Raw genomic sequence first — 18,971 nt, 5'->3', positions numbered from 1 at the left:
TTCCATTTGCCGGGGGTTTCGCAGATAATACGCCCCCGGTTTGCACACCGGGAATCCAGGAGAGTTCATGTACTATCCCTTCGTTCGTAAAGCCCTTTTCCAGCTAGATCCAGAGCGCGCTCATGAATTAACATTTCAACAATTACGCCGTGTCACGGGCACACCGCTGGAAGCGCTTGTACGCCAGCGTGTACCGGAGAAACCGGTACAATGTATGGGCCTGACCTTTAAGAATCCGCTTGGACTGGCGGCGGGTCTGGATAAAAACGGCGAATGCATTGATGCACTTGGGGCGATGGGGTTTGGCTCCATTGAAATTGGCACCGTGACGCCACGGCCACAGCCGGGCAATGACAAACCGAGGATCTTCCGTCTGGTGGATGCCGAAGGTCTGATCAACCGGATGGGCTTTAATAATCTCGGCGTTGATAACCTGGTCGAGAACGTTAAGAAAGCGCATTTTGATGGCGTACTCGGTATCAATATCGGCAAAAATAAAGATACGCCAGTCGAGCAGGGTAAAGATGACTACCTGATTTGTATGGAGAAAATCTATGCTTATGCAGGCTATATCGCGATTAATATCTCGTCACCAAATACGCCGGGGTTACGTACTCTGCAATATGGCGAAGCGCTGGATGATCTCCTCACGGCAATTAAAAATAAGCAAAACGATCTGCAAAATCGCCACCATAAATATGTGCCGGTGGCAGTGAAGATCGCACCGGATCTTTCACAAGAAGAATTGATCCAGGTGGCGGACAGTTTAGTTCGTCACAATATTGATGGTGTTATCGCCACCAATACGACGCTGGATCGATCCCTCGTGCAGGGAATGAAACATTGTGATGAAACCGGTGGTTTAAGCGGCCGTCCATTACAATTAAAAAGTACTGAAATAATTCGCCGCTTGTCTCAGGAATTAAAGGGGCAGTTACCCATTATCGGCGTCGGCGGCATTGACTCGGTGATCGCTGCGCGCGAGAAAGTGGCCGCAGGCGCAACGCTGGTGCAAATTTATTCTGGCTTTATTTTTAAAGGCCCGCCGCTGATTAAAGAAATTGTCACCCATATCTAATCTTTTTTCCTTTTACTGAACCGCCAGGGCTTTATTTCCCGCCCTGGTTGTTTTATATTCCGTCACTGTTGCTAATTTAAACATTTTAGTCTTTCATTATTAGGGTAATAACCGGGGCGACAAAAAGGATGAAAAAGTAACAGGATGTTTATGGGGACGGGAGAGGACAATGCGAATTAAACCTGACGACAATTGGCGCTGGTATTTTGATGACGAGCATGACCGTATGATGCTCGACTTAGCCAATGGCATGTTATTTCGTTCGCGGTTTGCCGGTAAGATGCTGACGCCGGATGCCTTTTCGCCCTCAGGTTTTTGTGTCGACGATGCGGCGCTCTATTTCTCTTTCGATGAAAAATGCCGCGATCTTGATTTATCCAATGAGCAACGTGCAGAGCTGGTGCTCAATGCGCTGGTCGCCATTCGCTTCCTGAAACCGCAAATGCCGAAAAGCTGGCACTTTTTATCCCACGGCGAACTTTGGTCGCCTGCGACGGGGGAAGGGGCCTGCGTCTGGCTGAGCGACACGCAGGAGTGCGTCAATCTGCTGGTGGTGGAACCGGGCGAAAATGCAGCGCTCTGTCTGCTGGCGCAGCCGGGCGTGGTCATTGCCGGGCGCACAATGCAGCTTGGCGATGCGATCAAAATCATGAACGATCGCCTGAAGCCGCAAATGAACGCCGCTGGCATTCGCTACGAACAGGCGGTTTAAGCCTCCAGCCGCAGCGACGTCTTCGGTATACAGCTACAGCAGAGAATCGAACCATCCTGCGCGACGGCCGATTTTTTCATGGCGCTGACTTCACCTTCCACTAGCCGTATCCGGCAACATCCGCAAACGCCAGCCCGGCAGGAATAGGGCACGCGAATCCCCTGATTTTCAAGCTGTTCCAGCAGCACTTGCTGGTTGTTGCCGCGAAACGTCTGCCCCTGCCAACTGATGTCCACTGTACCTTCCGGCTGAACTTCCGGCGACAACGTTTCCGCCACAGCGCCGGCACCGTATATTTTGGCCGGAGCGGTAGCCAGAATAGCGACCTCATCACCCACTCGGATCACACCGCTATTGCGGGCGATCAGGTTCTGCCCAAAATCCACGTCGCCATTGTCCTGCGCAGTTCGGAACCCTTGCAGCGTTGTTAATGGCTCGCCGGTCGGGTGTTTTTGGCCTTTCTCCGGGCTGACAGTCGTAAACACGCAGCGGCTGCACGGTTTCACCACATCAAAAATCACATCGCCAATGCGCACCACTTTCCAGCTGTCCTCTTCCCACGGCTGCGCGCCAGTCACCACCAGGTTAGGGCGGAATTGCTCCATCCTGACGCTGGCCGGGCAGCGTTGCTGCAAATCGCGCAGCGAAGCTTCGTTGGTGAGCAAATAGGGAAAACCATCCGCAAAGGATAACGGGACGTCATCGTGACGCTTTACCCGGCGGGTCAGCGTCGACCCAACCCAGCGAAGCTGGACATCACGTGAGAAAAAGTGACTCAGCCAGCGGTTAATCTCATCGGGAGCAACCTGCGCGGTAAAATGGTTGCCCCAGACTTCCGTTGGCGCGGCATCGGGCGCAAAATCAGCAAAGCGGACCACTGCGCTGCTGCCGTCTGGCGCGGTCAGATGCAGACCATCCGTCAGCGGCGATGGCGTAAAGCGCACCATCTGCGGAAACTGGCGGGCAGTAATAAAGGTGCCATCGGGCTGGGTGATCATAAAAATGCGATCAAACGAGAGACCGCTAATGTCGGCTACAGCATGCGTCAGACCAATACCGCGCATGGATTTCACCGGATGGATAAAAAGACGTGAAAGAGTCGGCACGTCTTGCCCCCTGTCAGACGAAAATTAGCCCTCAACTTTATGACATGAACGCCAGATTAGCTATAATGCGCAACAATTTTCGTTGAGTATAAGTGACATTATGATTTCTCTGTTTGCCAGTACGGCCCGTGGGCTGGAAGAGCTGTTAAAAACTGAACTGGAAAAACTCGGTGCTGTAGAGTGCCGTGTTGTTCAGGGTGGTGTCCATTTTGAAGGTGACACACGGCTCCTGTACCAGAGCCTGATGTGGAGTCGTCTGGCTTCGCGCATTATGCTGCCGCTTGGAGAGTGCAAGGTTTATAGCGACCTTGATCTCTACCTCGGCGTGCAGGCGATTAACTGGACAGAGATTTTTAACCCGGGCGCGACCTTCGCGGTGCATTTCAGCGGCCTGAATGATGAGATCCGTAACAGCCAGTACGGTGCGTTGAAAGTGAAAGACGCCATCGTCGACAGCTTCACCCGTAAAAATCTTCCGCGCCCGAATGTGGAACGTGACATGCCGGATTTGCGCATTAATGTCTGGCTGAATCAGGACACCGCGAATATCTCTCTCGATTTGAGCGGCGAAGGCCTGCACTTACGCGGCTACCGCGATCGCACCGGTATGGCGCCGATCAAAGAAAACCTCGCGGCGGCGATTGTGATGCGTTCTGGTTGGCAGCCGGGTACGCCGCTGCTGGACCCGATGTGCGGTTCCGGTACATTGCTGATTGAAGCCGCGATGGCGGCAACCGATCGCGCGCCGGGTCTGCATCGTGGTCACTGGGGTTTTAGCGGCTGGGCGCAGCACGATGACGTGCTGTGGCAAGAGGTGAAAGCCGAGGCGCAAACCCGCGCCCGTCAGGGGATTGCCGGTTATGAATCCCGTTTCTATGGCTCCGACAACGACGCGCGCGTGGTCGAAATTGCCCGTAAAAACGCCCGTCGTGCCGGGGTGGGCGAACTGATCACCTTTGAGGCAAAAGATGTCGCCCAACTGAGTAATCCGCTGCCGAAAGGTCCGTACGGTACGGTCATCAGCAACCCGCCTTACGGCGAGCGTCTGGAAAGCGAGCCGGCGCTGATTGCGCTGCACAGTCTGCTGGGGCGCTTGCTGAAAGCGCAGTTCGGCGGCTGGAACCTGTCGCTGTTCAGTGCCTCGGTCGATTTGCTCAATTGCCTGCAGTTGCGCGCGGAGCGTCAATTCAAAGCCAAGAATGGCCCGCTGGATTGCGTGCAGAAAAACTACCATCTGGCGGAAAATACCGGCGAAGCGAAAGCCCCGGCGATGGCGGAAGATTACGCTAACCGTTTGCGTAAAAACCTGAAAAAACTGGAGAAGTGGGCGCGTCAGGAGGGTATCGAATGTTACCGTCTGTACGATGCCGATTTACCGGACTACAACGTGGCAGTCGATCGCTACGCGGATTGGGTGGTAGTGCAAGAGTATGCGCCGCCGAAAACCGTGGATGCGCAGAAAGCGCGCCAACGTCTGTTCGATATTATCGCTGCCACCATTCAGGTACTTGGCATTGCGCCGAATAAACTGGTGCTGAAAACCCGTGAGCGGCAGAAAGGCAACAACCAGTATCAGAAGATGAACGAGAAGGGCGACTTTATGGAAGTGAGCGAATATAACGCTCGTCTGTGGGTCAACCTGACGGATTATCTGGATACCGGCCTGTTCCTCGACCACCGCATTGCACGCCGTATGCTGGGTCAGATGAGTAAAGGTAAGGATTTCCTGAACCTGTTCTCTTATACCGGTAGCGCCAGCGTACACGCAGGTTTAGGCGGCGCGCGTTCCACCACTACCGTGGATATGTCCCGCACTTACCTTGAGTGGGCGGAACGCAACCTGCGCCTCAACGGCCTTAGCGGGCGTGCGCATCGTCTGATTCAGGCGGACTGCCTTGGCTGGTTGCGCGATACTGATGAGCAGTTTGACTTGATCTTTATCGATCCGCCGACCTTCTCGAACTCTAAACGCATGGAAGACTCGTTTGATGTGCAGCGCGATCATATGCGCCTGATGCAGGATCTGAAACGCCTGCTGCGCAAGGACGGCACGATTATGTTTTCCAACAACAAACGCGGTTTCCGTATGGATCTCGACGGGCTGGCGAAACTGGGGCTGAAGGCACAAGAAATCACCCAAAAAACGCAGTCGCAGGACTTTGCCCGCAATCGTCAAATCCATAACTGCTGGCTGATTACCGCAGCCTGAAAGGATAAGTAAATGTCATTGATCAGTATGCATGGCGCGTGGCTGTCGTTCAGCGATGCGCCGCTTCTCGATAATGCAGAGTTGCATATCGAAGAAAACGAACGCGTGTGCCTGGTAGGGCGCAACGGGGCGGGTAAATCAACGCTGATGAAGATCCTCAACCGGGAAGTCAACCTGGATGATGGACGCATCGTTTATGAGCAGGATTTAGTGGTGGCGCGTCTGCAACAGGATCCGCCGCGCAACGTCACGGGCAGCATATACGACTTTGTCGCTGAGGGCATTGAAGAGCAGGCTGAATACCTCAAGCGTTATCACGATATTTCGCATCTGGTGATGAGCGATCCAAGCGACAAAAACCTTGCCGAGCTGGCGCGGGTGCAGGAGCTGCTGGATCATCACGGTTTGTGGCAGCTGGAAAACCGCATTAACGAGGTGCTGGCGCAGCTGGGTCTGACCGCGGATATGGCGCTTTCCTCGTTGTCCGGCGGCTGGTTGCGTAAAGCCGCGTTAGGTCGCGCACTGGTCAGCGCCCCGCGCGTGCTGCTGCTCGACGAACCGACTAACCATCTGGATATCGAAACTATCGACTGGCTGGAAGGGTTCCTGAAATCGTTTGGCGGCACCATCATCTTTATTTCCCATGACCGCTCATTTATTCGCAATATGGCGACGCGCATTGTCGACCTCGATCGCGGCAAGCTGGTCTCTTACCCTGGCGATTACGACCAATATTTGCTGGATAAAGAAGAGGCTCTGCGCGTTGAGGATCTGCAAAATGCCGAGTTTGACCGCAAGCTGGCGCAGGAGGAAGTCTGGATCCGTCAGGGTATCAAAGCGCGCCGTACCCGTAACGAAGGCCGTGTTCGTGCGCTGAAAGCGATGCGTCGTGAGCGTAGCGAGCGCCGGGAAGTAATGGGCAGCGCGAAAATGCAGGTGGAAGAAGCTTCCCGCTCCGGCAAAATCGTTTTTGAGATGGAAAACGTCAACTACGGGGTTGAGGGAAAGGTGCTGGTGCGCGATTTCTCTACGCAGGTCCAGCGGAGCGACAAAATTGCCCTTATCGGCCCGAACGGCTGTGGTAAGACGACATTGCTGAAACTGATGCTGGGCCAGTTGCAGGCGGATAGCGGGCGCGTGCATGTGGGCACCAAGCTGGAAGTGGCATACTTTGATCAGCACCGGGCGGAACTGGATCCGGAAAAAACCGTGATGGACAACCTGGCCGAGGGCAAACAGGAAGTCATGGTCAACGGTAAACCGCGCCACATTCTGGGTTATTTGCAGGACTTCCTGTTCCATCCAAAACGGGCGATGACGCCGGTGCGCGCGCTTTCCGGTGGGGAGCGTAACCGCCTGTTGCTGGCGCGTTTGTTCCTGAAACCCAGTAACCTGTTGATCCTCGATGAACCGACCAACGATCTGGATGTTGAAACGCTGGAACTGCTGGAAGAGTTGATCGACAGCTATCAGGGCACGGTGCTGCTGGTCAGCCACGATCGCCAGTTTGTGGATAATACCGTGACCGAATGTTGGATCTTCGAAGGCGAAGGACGCATTGGTCAGTATGTTGGCGGTTATCACGACGCGCGCGGTCAGCAGTCTGCTTCGCAGGCGCAAAAACAGGCAACCGTGAAAAAAAATACGGAAGCGCCGGTCGCCAAAGCAGAAACTGTCAAACGAAGCACCAACAAACTAAGCTATAACCTGCAACGTGAGCTGGAACAACTGCCGCAGAAGCTGGAACAGCTGGAAGCTGAGCTGGAATCTCTGCAGGCGCAGGTGGCGGATGCCGCCTTCTTTAGTCAGCCGCATGATCATACGCAGAAAGTCTTAGCTGATATGGCTTCGGCGGAGCAGGCGCTGGAAGACGCGTTTGAACGCTGGGAGTACCTGGAGGCTCTAAAAAACGGCGCATAAAAGGGAGCCTGTATGTGTGAACACCACCACGCCACTCGTCACATTCTCTGTTCGCAATGTGACATGCTGGTGGCGTTGCCACCGTTGCAGAACGGGCATAGAGCCACTTGCCCGCGCTGTGGCGCAACACTGACGACCGAATGGGACGCGCCGCGGCAGCGTCCCACTGCCTATGCCATCGTGGCATTATTCATGTTGTTGCTCTCAAACCTCTTTCCCTTCGTCAATATGAAAGTGGCCGGTGTGACCAGCGAAGTGACGTTGCTGGAAATTCCCGGGGTGATGTTTTCTGAGGATTACGCCAGTCTTGGCACTTTCTTCTTGCTGTTTGTTCAGTTAGTTCCGGCATTTTGCCTGGTGACTATCCTGTTGCTGGTAAACCGCGTGCCGATGAATTTTCGCCTGAAAATTGGTCTGGCGAGGATCCTGTTTCAACTGAAAAGCTGGGGGATGGCAGAGATCTTCCTGGCGGGCGTGTTGGTCAGTTTCGTGAAACTGATGGCCTATGGCGATGTGGGCATCGGCAGCAGCTTTATTCCATGGTGTCTGTTTTGCCTGCTGCAGTTGCGGGCTTTTCAGTGTGTTGATCGCCACTGGTTATGGGATGACATCGCACCGGCGCCAAAACCCGCGCAGATTTTGCATGTCGGGGTACCGGGTATCCGTCAGGGGTTACGCGCATGTCCTTGCTGCACGGCAATTGTTGCGATTGATCAATCGGTTTGCCCGCGCTGCCATACGCATGGCCAGGCCCGGCGGCGAAACAGTATCCAGTGGACGCTGGCGCTGCTGGTCACCTCCATTCTGCTCTACCTGCCTGCGAATATTCTCCCCATTATGGTGACGGATTTGCTGGGGGATCGCATGCCGTCCACGATCCTTGCAGGGGTGATTTTGCTCTGGAGTGAGGGGTCATACCCGGTAGCGCTGGTGATCTTTATCGCCAGTATTATGGTGCCGACGTTGAAAATGATCGGTATCGCCTGGCTATGCATCGATGCGAAAGGGCATGGCAAGCGCGATTGCGAGCGAATGCACATTATTTATGAGGTGGTCGAGTTTGTCGGCCGCTGGTCAATGATCGACGTGTTTGTGATTGCCGTACTCTCCGCGCTGGTGCGTATGGGCGGGTTGATGAATATTTACCCGGCAATGGGTGCGCTAATGTTTGCGCTGGTCGTAATTATCACGATGTTTGCGGCAATGACTTTCGATCCCCGGTTGACCTGGGATCGTGAACCGCTAACGCACCATGAGGAGTCGTTAAAGCATGGAGAATAAGAGTGGGGAGGCCAACGTGCAAAAGGTAAGAAACTGGTCGCCGGTGTGGATTTTCCCGATTGTGACCGCGCTGATTGGTGCGTGGATCCTCTTCTATCACTACAGCCATCAGGGCCCGGAAGTGACGCTGATCACCACCAATGCGGAGGGCATTATCGGTGGCAAGACCACCATTAAGAGCCGCAGTGTGGACGTTGGTGTGGTGGAAAGCACGACGCTGACCGATGATTTAACCCATGTAGAAATCAAAGCGCGGCTTAATTCCGGGATGGAAAAGCTGCTGCACGATGATTCCGTTTTTTGGGTGGTGAAGCCGCAGGTAGGCCGTGAAGGGATCAGCGGATTGGGAACCCTGCTTTCGGGGGCCTACATTGAGTTGCAACCAGGTAACAAAGGTAATCAACCAGAGCGCTACAACCTGCTGGACTCGCCGCCGCTGGCGCCGCCTGATGCGAAAGGCATCCGGGTGATCCTCGACAGCAGTAAAGCCGGGCAATTAACCGCCGGGGATCCGGTGTTATTCCGTGGTTACCGCGTCGGCTCGGTTGAAACCAGTACCTTCGATACGCAAAAACGTACGATGAGTTATCAGCTCTTTATCAATGCCCCTAACGACAGGCTGGTGACCAGCAATGTGCGTTTCTGGAAGGACAGTGGTATTGCGGTGGATCTCACGTCGGCAGGCATGCGGGTGGAAATGGGATCGCTGGCGACATTATTCGGTGGTGGCGTGAGTTTTGATGTGCCGGAAGGTGTTGATTTAGGTCAGCCCGTTGGCGAAAAAACGGCGTTTACCCTGTATGACGATCAGCGCAGCATTCAGGAGTCGCTCTATACCGATCACATCGATTACCTGATGTTCTTTAAAGACTCCATTCGTGGCTTGCAACCTGGCGCACCCGTTGAGTTCCGCGGTATTCGTCTGGGGACCGTCAGTAAGGTGCCGTTCTTTACCGCGGGCATGCGGCAGGCGTTAAACGACGATTACCGGATACCGATTCTGATCCGTATTGAACCGGGGCGGTTAATTAACCAGCTTGGTGAAGATCCGGATATGAGTGCGCACCTTAACGAGTTACTCAAACGTGGCCTGCGTGGCTCGCTGAAAACCGGCAACATTGTGACCGGCGCATTGTATGTGGATCTCGATTTTTACAACAATGTTCCGGCGGTTAGCGGGATGCGTGAGTTCGCCGGTTATCAGATTATCCCGACGGTGAGCGGTGGCCTGGCGCAAATTCAGCAGCGTTTGATGGACACGCTGGATAAGATCAACAATCTGCCGCTGAACCCGATGATCGAACAGGCGACCAGTACGTTGTCGGAGAGCCAGCAAACACTTAAACGCTTGCAGACGACGCTGGATAACCTGAATAAGCTGACGGCCAGTCAGTCAATGCAACAATTACCGGCGGATATGCAAACGACGTTGCGGGAACTGAACCGCAGTATGCAGGGCTTCCAGCCCGGGTCAGCCGCGTATAACAAGATGGTGGCGGATATGCAGCGTCTTGACCAGGTACTGCGTGAACTACAGCCGGTACTGAAAACGCTCAACGATAAGAGCAATGCGCTGGTGTTCGAAGCGAAAGGGAAAGACGATCCGCAGCCGAAGAGGGCAAAACAATGAGAAAAAGCATACTGACCGGCATTGTCATGCTGTTGGCTGCCTGTAGCAGCACGGGGGATAACAAAAGCTACTATCAGTTGCCTTCACCGTCACAGACGGCGGTCAAAGCCAGCACCGGGCAGAACCAGGGAAACCGCCAGCTATGGGTTGAGCAGGTGTCCGTACCGGATTATCTGGCGGGTAACGGCGTGGTTTATCAGACTACTGATGTGCAGTATGTCATTGCCAATAACAATCTCTGGGCCAGTCCACTCGATCAGCAACTGCGTAATACGCTGGTGGCAAATTTGAGTAATCAGTTACCGGGATGGGTTGTTGCATCGCAACCGCTGGGCAGTGAGCAGGATACGCTGAACGTCACTGTAACGGGTTTTCATGGACGCTATGACGGTCGGGTGATTATCGGCGGTGAGTGGTTGCTTAAGCATCAGGGAAGGCTGATTAAGCGGCCGTTTCATATTGAGCTGAAGCAGCAGCAGGACGGGTATGATGATATGGTCAAAATGCTGGCGCAGGGATGGCAGCAGGAAGCGAGCAATATTGCAGATGAGTTAAATCGTCTGCCATAACAAAATATAATGGCTAAAAAATCCGTCAGCTGCGAAAGCGCTGGCGGTTTTTTTTTGGTTCTCACTCAGACCATTACTTGTGCTGGTTCACATTTTTTGTACAAATGAACTTTTGTGTAGCTCACAATTATGACACTGGCGTGAATTTTGCGCATTGACGCCCCGGTCTATTCAAGGTATTCGTAACCTGTGGTTGCACACTTAGTGACCACTGTTTTCTTTTCCACCAGATCAAATAATGAGGGAAACGAGGCATGAAGAGACAAAAACGAGATCGCCTGGAACGGGCACATCAACGTGGTTATCAGGCTGGTATTACCGGACGCCCGAAAGAAATGTGTCCGTACCAAACCCTGAATCAAAGGTCCGAGTGGCTGGGAGGCTGGCGGCAAGCCATGGAGGACAGGGCCGTAATTGCCTGATTCTGTCTCTTTAAAAAAGAAACCTCCGCATTGCGGAGGTTTCGCCTGTACAGGGTTGTAAAACCCGCTCTCATCCGAAATCAGAAAGCAGAGGTGTCCTGGAACAGACCGACTTTCAAATCGTTTGCTGTATAGATAACGCGCCCGTCGACCAGCACTTCGCCATCTGCCAGACCCATAATCAAACGGCGATTAACAATACGCTTGAAGTGGATGCGGTAGGTAACGGTTTTGGCTGTTGGCAGGACCTGACCGGTAAATTTCACTTCGCCCACGCCCAGTGCGCGGCCTTTACCTTCGCCACCCAGCCAGCCCAGATAGAAGCCAACCAGCTGCCACATTGCGTCCAGACCTAAACAGCCCGGCATCACCGGATCGCCAATAAAATGGCAGCCAAAGAACCACAGGTCGGGATTGATATCCAGTTCAGCTTCAACATAGCCTTTATCAAAGTTACCGCCAGTCTCCGTCATTTTGACCACACGGTCCATCATCAGCATGCTAGGGGCTGGCAATTGCGGGCCTTTTGCACCAAACAGTTCGCCGCGACCAGAGGCAAGAAGATCTTCTTTTGTATAGGATTCGCGTTTATCTACCATGTTCTCAGTAAGCCTTATATGTAGTTTCGGACGCAGGATAGCTAACACGTGTACGCTGAACAAGTCCGATCAGTTTTGAGTAAACCAATTTAACCAGCGAAGCGGCCACGGAAAGCGATGACGTGCATCTTGCTGCGTTGCCTGAGCAATGCGTTCCTGAATGACCTGCTTGAGGTTATTTTGCCCCTCAGCATCCCATGTCAGGCCCGTTAATAAGGGTAGTGCATCCATCATATCGTCCACTGCCCAGATGAAAAATTGCTTTGCCTGAAGGGCATCTAACAGATTTTGATGCAGGCACAAGTGGCGCACATTTGCCGCCGGGATAATCACACCTTGTTCGCCTGTCAGTTCACGCTGCTGGCAGATGGCAAAGAAACCTTCAATTTTTTCATTCAGGCCGCCAACAGGTTGCGCGCGGCCAAATTGGTCCACTGAACCCGTAATGGCTATGCTCTGATTGAGAGGGACTTCCGCCAGTGCACTGATTAATGCGCACAACTCCGCCATTGATGCGCTGTCACCGTCAACTTCACTGTAGGATTGCTCAAAGGTTAACGACGCGGAGAAGGGGATTTGCTGTTCCAGTTCCAGTTCGGCCATCAGAAACGCTTGCATGATCATCATGCCTTTCGCATGGATATTGCCGCCGAGTTCTGCTTTGCGTTCAATATCATTGAACTCGCCATCGCCGATATGCACAACACAACTGATGCGCGAAGGTTCACCAAAGGCGCGCGGGTGGCCAGGGAATTCAATGACCGACAGGGCATTAATCTGACCGACTTGCGCACCTTCCGTCTCGATGAGGATCTGCTCCAACAAAATCTCATCTTGCATACGTTCAGCAAGGAAACCTTCCCGCCACTCGCGTTGGGCGAGCATCGCTTGTAACTCTTCGCCGCGGAAGGTGTCACCAGTAGACATTGCTGCGACTTCGCGTAACTGACGGGTGAGCCATAGTGGGCACAGCGGCAATGTTTCCTGATCGCCGGTGTAACGTACCGCTTCACGGATCAATGTTTGCCACGCGTCCGCGGCCGGGCAGGGGAGCTGTGCGCTGCGAGCGGTTTGCTCAACCCAATGACGCCATACCGCCATTGTTTCGGCATCGGCGATCTGCAGCGTTTCTTCATACTCGCTGTAAATTGCCTGACTTGCGAGCTCCGGCTCCATTTCCTGAAATTCTGCCAGCGATTCGCGTTCACCCACGAGGATGACTTTCAGATCGAGTGGCATGGATGGCACGATAACCGGCAGCGGGCGGGATTCATCAAAGGAAACCCAGTCAAAACGCCGCTGCGTTACCATGGCTTTCAGGCGCATCCAGAGCAGTGGCTGGGCTAATAGCGTGCGCAGGGAGATAATCAGTATGCCGCCGTTTGCCTGGTGCACAAGACCTGGCTGCAGGATGATTTCGTTATTGAATTGCCGCAGGCAGCCGAACAACTGTTCTGCTTCTACCCAGTCAGCAAATACCGCGGGTTTACTGCCAACAAAATCAGACTGAGCATCAACGGAGGCGTCAAAGCGTACGGTTGAACCATTTATATGGTATTGACCGCCAACAAGCGGACGCTCTTCGGGTATGAGTTCTTCTGTTGCGCTGGTAATAAGCTCCAGATACTCAATCTCTTCCGGCGCTTTAGCCAGTAAAAAGCGTGACGTTGCCAGCGGATAGAGCAGTTGCTCGAGCGCATATTGTAATCGGGGTTGCGTATCGGCCAGTGAGAAATCACTCTCACGCGCTAATTCGGACGATTCAAATACTTCCTGATAGCTTTCGGTATCAGGAACCACGTCGTTCCATTCAAGTTTTGTAATGGTCAAAGTCGTTTTTTTGTCTGGTGTAAAAGGCGGGATTATACCGTAAACGCCGACGCAGCACACGGATTACGCGCTTTTGGCGCAGGAACATTGACTGCAGCTCGCAGAGGATGATTTCTTTTCAGCAGAGCCGACAAAAACTGATATTCTGAACTGAGTTACACGGTAACATTGGGATCGCAATGAAATATCAACAACTGGAAAATCTCGAAAGCGGCTGGAAATGGAAGTATCTGGTTAAGAAGCATCGTGAGGGGGAGCTCATCACGCGCTATATAGAAGCCAGTGCTGCAAAAGATGCCGTCGATGTATTGTTGACCCTCGAAAATGAACCGGTACTGGTTAACAGTTGGATTGCGCAGCATATGAATCCGGTGCTGGTCAACAGGATGAAACAGACTATCCGCGCCCGGCGTAAGCGGCATTTCAACGCTGAACATCAGCATACGCGCAAGAAATCGATCGATCTGGAATTTGTTGTCTGGCAACGGCTGGCAGGGCTGGCGCAACGGAGAGGGAAAACCCTTTCGGAAACCATTGTGCAGTTGATTGAGGATGCGGAGCATAAAGAGAAGTATGCCTCGCAGATGTCAACACTGAAGCACGACCTGCAGGCACTGCTCGGCAAAGAATAATGAAACCTCAGTTTATCCCGTTACTGTACGGGCAATAAAAAACCCCGCGCTGGCGGGGTTTTTTCATAGACGTAAACTTAAGCCTGCGGCTGAGTTACAACGTCTTTGATGCCTTTAACTTCGATCTCAACGCGACGGTCCGGACCCAAGCAATCGATCAGCGCAGGACGCGCTTTCACGTTGTCACAGGTGCTGCCGGTAACCGGCTGGGATTTGCCCATGCCACGTGCGGAGATTTTGTTAGCCGGGATACCTTTAGATACCAGGTAATCAACAACGGACTGAGCACGTTTCTCAGACAGACCCTGGTTGTAAGCGTCAGAACCGATACGGTCAGTGAAGCCCAGAACCACTACGGAGCCATCTTTCGGATCCAGGTTGCTCAGCTGGCTGTACAGTTGATTCAGCGCCTGCTGACCTTCCGGTTTCAGGGTCGCTTTGTTGAAGTTGAACAGAACGTCAGACTTCAGGGTGAAGTGTTTGGTCTGTACTTCCGGAGCCGGAGCCGGGGCCGGAGCAGCAACTACCGGTGCAGCTTCTTCCTGCTGGCCAAAGCGGTAAGAAACACCTACGCTCAGCAGACCGTTGTCCGGACGACCACCAACGGTGTTAGCATCACCGATGTTGTTGGTCCATTGGTATTCCAGACGGGTAGCGATATCGCGGGTAACTGCCCACTCAACACCACCAGCGAATACTGGGGAAACACCGGTGTCATGATCTTTGAAGCCCAGGTTGTTCTGAGCGTCTGCACGCCAAACCATACCACCCAGACGGGTGTAAACATCCAGATCATCAGTGATCGGGTAACCCAGTTTAGCGGTCAGTTGAACGCCCTGAGCTTTGAAAGCACCGTTCACAGTGTCGCCTTTGTACGGCATGCGGCCTAACCAGTCGTAGCCCAGTTCAAAGCCAACATACGGGTTAACCTGATAACCACCGAACGCACCAGCACCTAATTGGCTTTCGTGAGTCGGGCCAGTATTAGAGATCTGGTTGTTACCAACATCGTGGAACTGAGACCAGCCCAGTTTAGCACCTGTATACCAGGTGTTATCTTTCGGAGCGGCCTGCGCTACGGTAGCGAAGCCAGCCAGTGCCACTGCAATTGCGATAGCTGTCTTTTTCATTTTTTGCGCCTCGTTATCATCCAAAAATCGCCATGGGAATCTCTAAGAGAGCCACGGTTAAATCCTTCACCGGGGGCATTGCTCACTAATAACTCAGGAGATATCTTTATCGATATCTTTGGCTTATGCCGAGCACCCCTGGCGATGTAAAGTCTACAACGTAGTTGGAAACTTACAAGTGTGAACTCCGTCAGGCATATGAAAAAAAAGACTTTGTGTACACATTATTTAACATTTTTGACTAAGTATTAGTCGATGTCGTTAGCCTGCGAAGCGCGCCACACAGGCTTTGTCGCTGTATTTGACTGATAAATTGGTCATGCCAGTCATTCTTAAAAAATATCCCAGGATAAATCTTAAATTTACTCAATGATACAAATTAGAGTGAATTTTTATCCCTGAAAGCTGTCTCGCACCCAGAGAATCATGACGTAACGGGCGCATAACGAAGCCTATTGCGTTGCCTTCCTCTGCGGCCATCGCCAGGCGGTGGTGTTCTTCTTCCGTCAGTTCTTCCGCATGCCAGCCAATTACCACGCTATAATTGCCGGTACGCAATGCACGGATCATGGATTCCAGCGTCACGCCAGGCGACAGTTGATTGATTTGCATAACCTTGGTGAGGGGTAAGCCGACAGATTGTACCCATTCACGGCTCAGTTTCTGCTGAGGCGTTAGCCATAGCTGCCAGCGCGATTGCTGCCCAAGTTGCTGCAGTAGGGGAAGTAAAAGAAGTTGTGCCATCATAGGCTGGTCTTCACGATAGACAACCTCGCTAATCAGCCCCGCAGCGACGCCGGTGGATTCAGCGCGATTTGCTGTGCTGAGTGTGGAAGCCAATTTTGTTGAACGATTAGCATAACCTGAAGTGTACATAATCAATCCAGCCCTGTGGTTACTGTATAAACATACAGTAACCTCTGAACGTTCAAAGATCAACCTCATTTTCTGAAAGTAACTCGCATTTTTGCTCTGTCCCCGCCGCCATACGTAAAATTTTCTTGCTGTCCCGTCCTCAGTTGCCTATGTTCCTGATTAACGGATCCGATAATAATGTTATTGTTGTTACTACGTGATTTTTAAAGGAATAATCATGGAAGACATATCACATCAACGGATCTATCAGTCATGCGAATGCCTCGCATCTCTCGGGGATATTTGCTATCGCGCCCATTTCGGTGGTTACAGTTTGTCGGTAGACAAAACGGTTTTTGCAATGGTTGCTGGCGGAGAACTTTATCTGCGCGCGTGCGATGAAAGTGCACATTATACCGTTACCCGGCAAGCCCCCATGCTGATGTTCAATAAGCGTGGCCGTCAGGTTTCGTTAAATTACTACTTCGTGAATGAACGCTTGTGGAGCGATCGCGCATTATTGCTGGAACTTTCTGCGCTTTCGCTCAGTGCAGCGAAACAGGAGAAAATACAGCGGACTGCCCGATTGCGCCTGCGCGATTTGCCCAATCTTACTTTCCAGCTTGAGGCTCTGTTACATGACGCCGGGGTACTGGATGCGCATACGCTGCGTTTACTTGGTGCGAAAGCATGTTGGCTCAGATTAAGAAAAATGAATCAGCAGCTCAGCGTTAAAGTTCTCTTCGCTCTTGAAGGCGCCATTATTGGTCTTCATGAAGCTGCACTCCCGGCGATCAGACGCCAGGAGTTGTTGGAGTGGTTTAATGAACTGATAACAAAGGGGAGCAAGCCTTACTAAGCGATTTGCCGTTTCAGACGACACACTTCCGGCAGTAAAGCGATGAGCAATCCAATTTGCTGAAGCACCAGTGGCTCTTTGCTGTCCGGACGTGGTTCCAGATGTTTAATTCTTTGCGATAAGTCGGCGAGCGCTTCCTGCACGCGTCCCTCACTGGCTGGGAGGTGATGCAGGGCATCGTCGACATAACAAACAGCATCATCAAGAAGACGCAAAATATCGGGTTGCGTGAGCTGTTCACGGTGAGCGCCCAATGCTGATATGTAGCTGGTAAAACTATGGTTCAGGCACAACAACCGGAAGGCCGCGTCGCGAAGTTCCGGGAATGCGCCAGGTTCGGTGGACATATTAGATACAACGGAAGCCAGTTCCGCATCACGGTTGTAGGCATTCCTGCGGGCAATGCGATAAGTCAGGCGGTTATCACGTCCCTGATGATACTGCTCAAGAATAGCATCGAGATAACGGCAATTGGCGTCAAATGCCTGCTCCGTAACGCGTGATAAATGGCGAAAACGCCAGTCGGGCCAGATAAAACTCACTGCCGCCCAGGCGATGGCGCACCCGATAAGGGTATCGATAATACGGGGAATGGCGACTTCAAAACCTTCTCCCAGCAGGTTAAAACACAGCAATACCAACAGGGTAATAAACATTGTCGCGTGTGCATACTGGACTGTGCGGAAGGCAAAAAACAGCACGCCGGTAATAACGATCAATATTAATTGCCCTTCATGGGAAGGAACAAAATAGAGCACAGGTAAACCAATAGCGACACCCACCAACGTACCGATTACGCGCAAAGTCAGGCGATGGCGTGTGGCATTATAGTTCGGTTGGCACACAAAAAGGCTGGTGAGCAGGATCCAGTAACCATGCTGTAGTCCGGTGATTTGGATAAAGGCATAACCAATACATAACACCACAGACATGCGTACAGCATGACGAAATAACGCTGATTCCGGCGATAAATTGTTGCGTATCCGTAGCCAGATATCGCTGAAACCGCTCAGGCTGTCATCGGCGAGCTGGTTTTCGGTGTCACTTGCTGACAACGGTTGTGGTTGGCCGGATTCAATACTTGCCAGTTGTGCATCAATGGCGCGCAAATTGTCCAACAGAAAGCCGAGTGCTTTCATATGCTCAGGCGATGTCGCGCCATTAACGCGAATACGATCCAGCGCAGCATCCAGGTGCACAAATGCCCGTTCGAAGCGGGAGTCATGTTGATAAGGCACGCGCAGTAAAATTGCCCGGGAAAGCTGAGCACAGGCCTGAGATTGCATCGACAACAGCCGCTGAAAGCGAAACATAACATCGCTATAGCGAAAGTGTTCGCGTAACGTTTGATACTGAATATGCGACGAACTGGCGCGTTCGTGGATATCCTGCGCGGCGAAATAATAATGGAGCGTCTGGCGGGTGCTGCGCTGCCCGCGGTCTCCGCGCAGCCGGGTGAGAAGCGTCGCTTTAGTCTGGTTCAGTGTTGTCACCAGTTGGCCGTTGGCCAGCGCGAGATCGTATAAAGGTGCCTGGCTTTCATCCTCAATGTCCGGGTCAAACAACCGTGACTTTAACTCCAGATAGTGCGCCAGCCCTTCATAACAACGAGACAGATTGTCCTGCAGCGCGCGAATCGGGAAGACCAGGTGGCCGACCAGGGTCAACACGTTAAACCAGATGGCGCCAGCCAGTAGCAGCAGTGGCTGCTGATACCATTGTTCAAACAGCGAGATCCCCAGCATGGTATAGACCGCAATGAGCAACGCGCCGAAGGCGATAGTGGCATAACGTTGGCCAAGCCCACCCAGCAAAATAAAACCAATTGTTGAGCTGACCAGACCAATGTCAAACAGCCATGGCCACGGAAAGAGCAATTCGACGGATGCTGAGGCGATAAAAAAACAAATCAAGGTAATGATGAGGTTACGCAGGCGTCCGGTGAGGCGATCGTCCAGATCCGCCAGCGCTGCTGCGACGACACCGAGCGTTAAGGGAATAGTCAGTTTTACCTCACCGAGTACCCAGGGCAACGCCGCGGTTCCGCAAAGAGCGATAAAAATCCTGACGTTATAAAGCCAGGCACTGTTCCATGTGTAGCGACGAATAAGAGGGCTCAACATAGCGAATGGCTATCCA

The 18,971-nt window shown here is 52.7% G+C and carries 16 protein-coding genes; 10 read left to right on the top strand and 6 right to left on the bottom strand.

Features of this window, described 5'->3' with window-relative positions; translation table 11 throughout:
- Nucleotides 1-67: 67 nt before the first annotated feature.
- The gene (pyrD, locus tag N7922_RS16015) at nt 68-1,078 is read left to right on the top strand and encodes a quinone-dependent dihydroorotate dehydrogenase (protein WP_263097263.1); all 1,011 of its coding nucleotides are present in this window, start codon (nt 68-70) and stop codon (nt 1,076-1,078) included.
- 169 nt (nt 1,079-1,247) lie between these two features.
- On the top strand, nt 1,248-1,790 hold the full coding sequence (gene zapC, locus N7922_RS16010; RefSeq protein WP_263097262.1) for a cell division protein ZapC: 543 nt from the start codon (nt 1,248-1,250) through the stop codon (nt 1,788-1,790).
- Here the strand turns inward: zapC and N7922_RS16005 are convergent.
- Nucleotides 1,787-2,896 (bottom strand): YcbX family protein, encoded by a 1,110-nt coding sequence (locus tag N7922_RS16005; protein WP_263097261.1) that lies wholly within the window; start codon nt 2,894-2,896, stop codon nt 1,787-1,789. The genes zapC and N7922_RS16005 overlap by 4 nt on opposite strands.
- A 100-nt stretch (nt 2,897-2,996) precedes the next feature.
- Here N7922_RS16005 and rlmKL point away from each other — a divergent pair, with 100 nt between their 5' ends.
- From rlmKL to rmf, 6 genes are all read left to right on the top strand, one after another.
- The gene (gene rlmKL / locus N7922_RS16000; RefSeq protein ID WP_263097259.1) at nt 2,997-5,105 is read left to right on the top strand and encodes a bifunctional 23S rRNA (guanine(2069)-N(7))-methyltransferase RlmK/23S rRNA (guanine(2445)-N(2))-methyltransferase RlmL; all 2,109 of its coding nucleotides are present in this window, start codon (nt 2,997-2,999) and stop codon (nt 5,103-5,105) included.
- Between the two features lie 12 nt (nt 5,106-5,117).
- Nucleotides 5,118-7,025, top strand: a complete 1,908-nt coding sequence (locus tag N7922_RS15995; protein WP_263097258.1) for an ABC transporter ATP-binding protein — start codon at nt 5,118-5,120, stop codon at nt 7,023-7,025.
- 12 nt (nt 7,026-7,037) lie between these two features.
- Nucleotides 7,038-8,306, top strand: coding sequence for a membrane integrity-associated transporter subunit PqiA (gene pqiA / locus N7922_RS15990; RefSeq protein ID WP_263097257.1), 1,269 nt, complete (start codon nt 7,038-7,040; stop codon nt 8,304-8,306).
- Entirely contained in the window at nt 8,296-9,936 is a 1,641-nt protein-coding gene (gene pqiB / locus N7922_RS15985; RefSeq protein ID WP_263097256.1) for an intermembrane transport protein PqiB, read from the top strand. Before pqiA ends, pqiB begins: the two co-directional genes overlap by 11 nt.
- Nucleotides 9,933-10,505, top strand: coding sequence for a membrane integrity-associated transporter subunit PqiC (gene pqiC, locus N7922_RS15980; RefSeq protein ID WP_263097255.1), 573 nt, complete (start codon nt 9,933-9,935; stop codon nt 10,503-10,505). Before pqiB ends, pqiC begins: the two co-directional genes overlap by 4 nt.
- 254 nt (nt 10,506-10,759) lie before the next feature.
- Entirely contained in the window at nt 10,760-10,927 is a 168-nt protein-coding gene (rmf, locus tag N7922_RS15975) for a ribosome modulation factor (RefSeq protein ID WP_071889965.1), read from the top strand.
- Between the two features lie 80 nt (nt 10,928-11,007).
- Here rmf and fabA read toward each other — a convergent pair whose 3' ends face one another.
- Nucleotides 11,008-11,526 (bottom strand): bifunctional 3-hydroxydecanoyl-ACP dehydratase/trans-2-decenoyl-ACP isomerase, encoded by a 519-nt coding sequence (gene fabA / locus N7922_RS15970; protein WP_263097253.1) that lies wholly within the window; start codon nt 11,524-11,526, stop codon nt 11,008-11,010.
- Between the two features lie 69 nt (nt 11,527-11,595).
- Complete coding sequence (locus N7922_RS15965; protein ID WP_263097252.1) at nt 11,596-13,356, bottom strand: Lon protease family protein; 1,761 nt, start codon at nt 13,354-13,356, stop codon at nt 11,596-11,598.
- A gap of 179 nt (nt 13,357-13,535) precedes the next feature.
- Between N7922_RS15965 and matP the strand changes: the two genes are divergently transcribed.
- Entirely contained in the window at nt 13,536-13,988 is a 453-nt protein-coding gene (gene matP, locus N7922_RS15960; protein WP_263097250.1) for a macrodomain Ter protein MatP, read from the top strand.
- Nucleotides 13,989-14,065: 77 nt separating this feature from the next.
- Here the strand turns inward: matP and ompA are convergent, their stop codons facing one another.
- On the bottom strand, nt 14,066-15,118 hold the full coding sequence (gene ompA, locus N7922_RS15955) for a porin OmpA (RefSeq protein ID WP_263097249.1): 1,053 nt from the start codon (nt 15,116-15,118) through the stop codon (nt 14,066-14,068).
- A 366-nt stretch (nt 15,119-15,484) separates the two neighbouring features.
- Nucleotides 15,485-15,994, bottom strand: a complete 510-nt coding sequence (gene sulA, locus N7922_RS15950) for an SOS-induced cell division inhibitor SulA (RefSeq protein WP_263097248.1) — start codon at nt 15,992-15,994, stop codon at nt 15,485-15,487.
- A gap of 217 nt (nt 15,995-16,211) precedes the next feature.
- On the opposite strand from sulA, the gene N7922_RS15945 reads away from it, so the two are divergent.
- Nucleotides 16,212-16,832, top strand: coding sequence for a TfoX/Sxy family DNA transformation protein (locus tag N7922_RS15945; protein WP_263097247.1), 621 nt, complete (start codon nt 16,212-16,214; stop codon nt 16,830-16,832).
- Here N7922_RS15945 and yccS read toward each other — a convergent pair.
- Nucleotides 16,829-18,955 (bottom strand): YccS family putative transporter, encoded by a 2,127-nt coding sequence (gene yccS / locus N7922_RS15940; protein ID WP_263097246.1) that lies wholly within the window; start codon nt 18,953-18,955, stop codon nt 16,829-16,831. The two genes, N7922_RS15945 and yccS, sit on opposite strands and share 4 nt — an antisense overlap.
- Between the last annotated feature and the right edge of the window lie 16 nt (nt 18,956-18,971).

Origin of the sequence: Kosakonia sp. ML.JS2a (assembly GCF_025642095.1) — a bacterium.
Lineage (GTDB): Bacteria > Pseudomonadota > Gammaproteobacteria > Enterobacterales > Enterobacteriaceae.
Note: the sequence above shows the minus strand (reverse complement) of the source record. Positions and strands in the feature narration are given on the sequence as shown.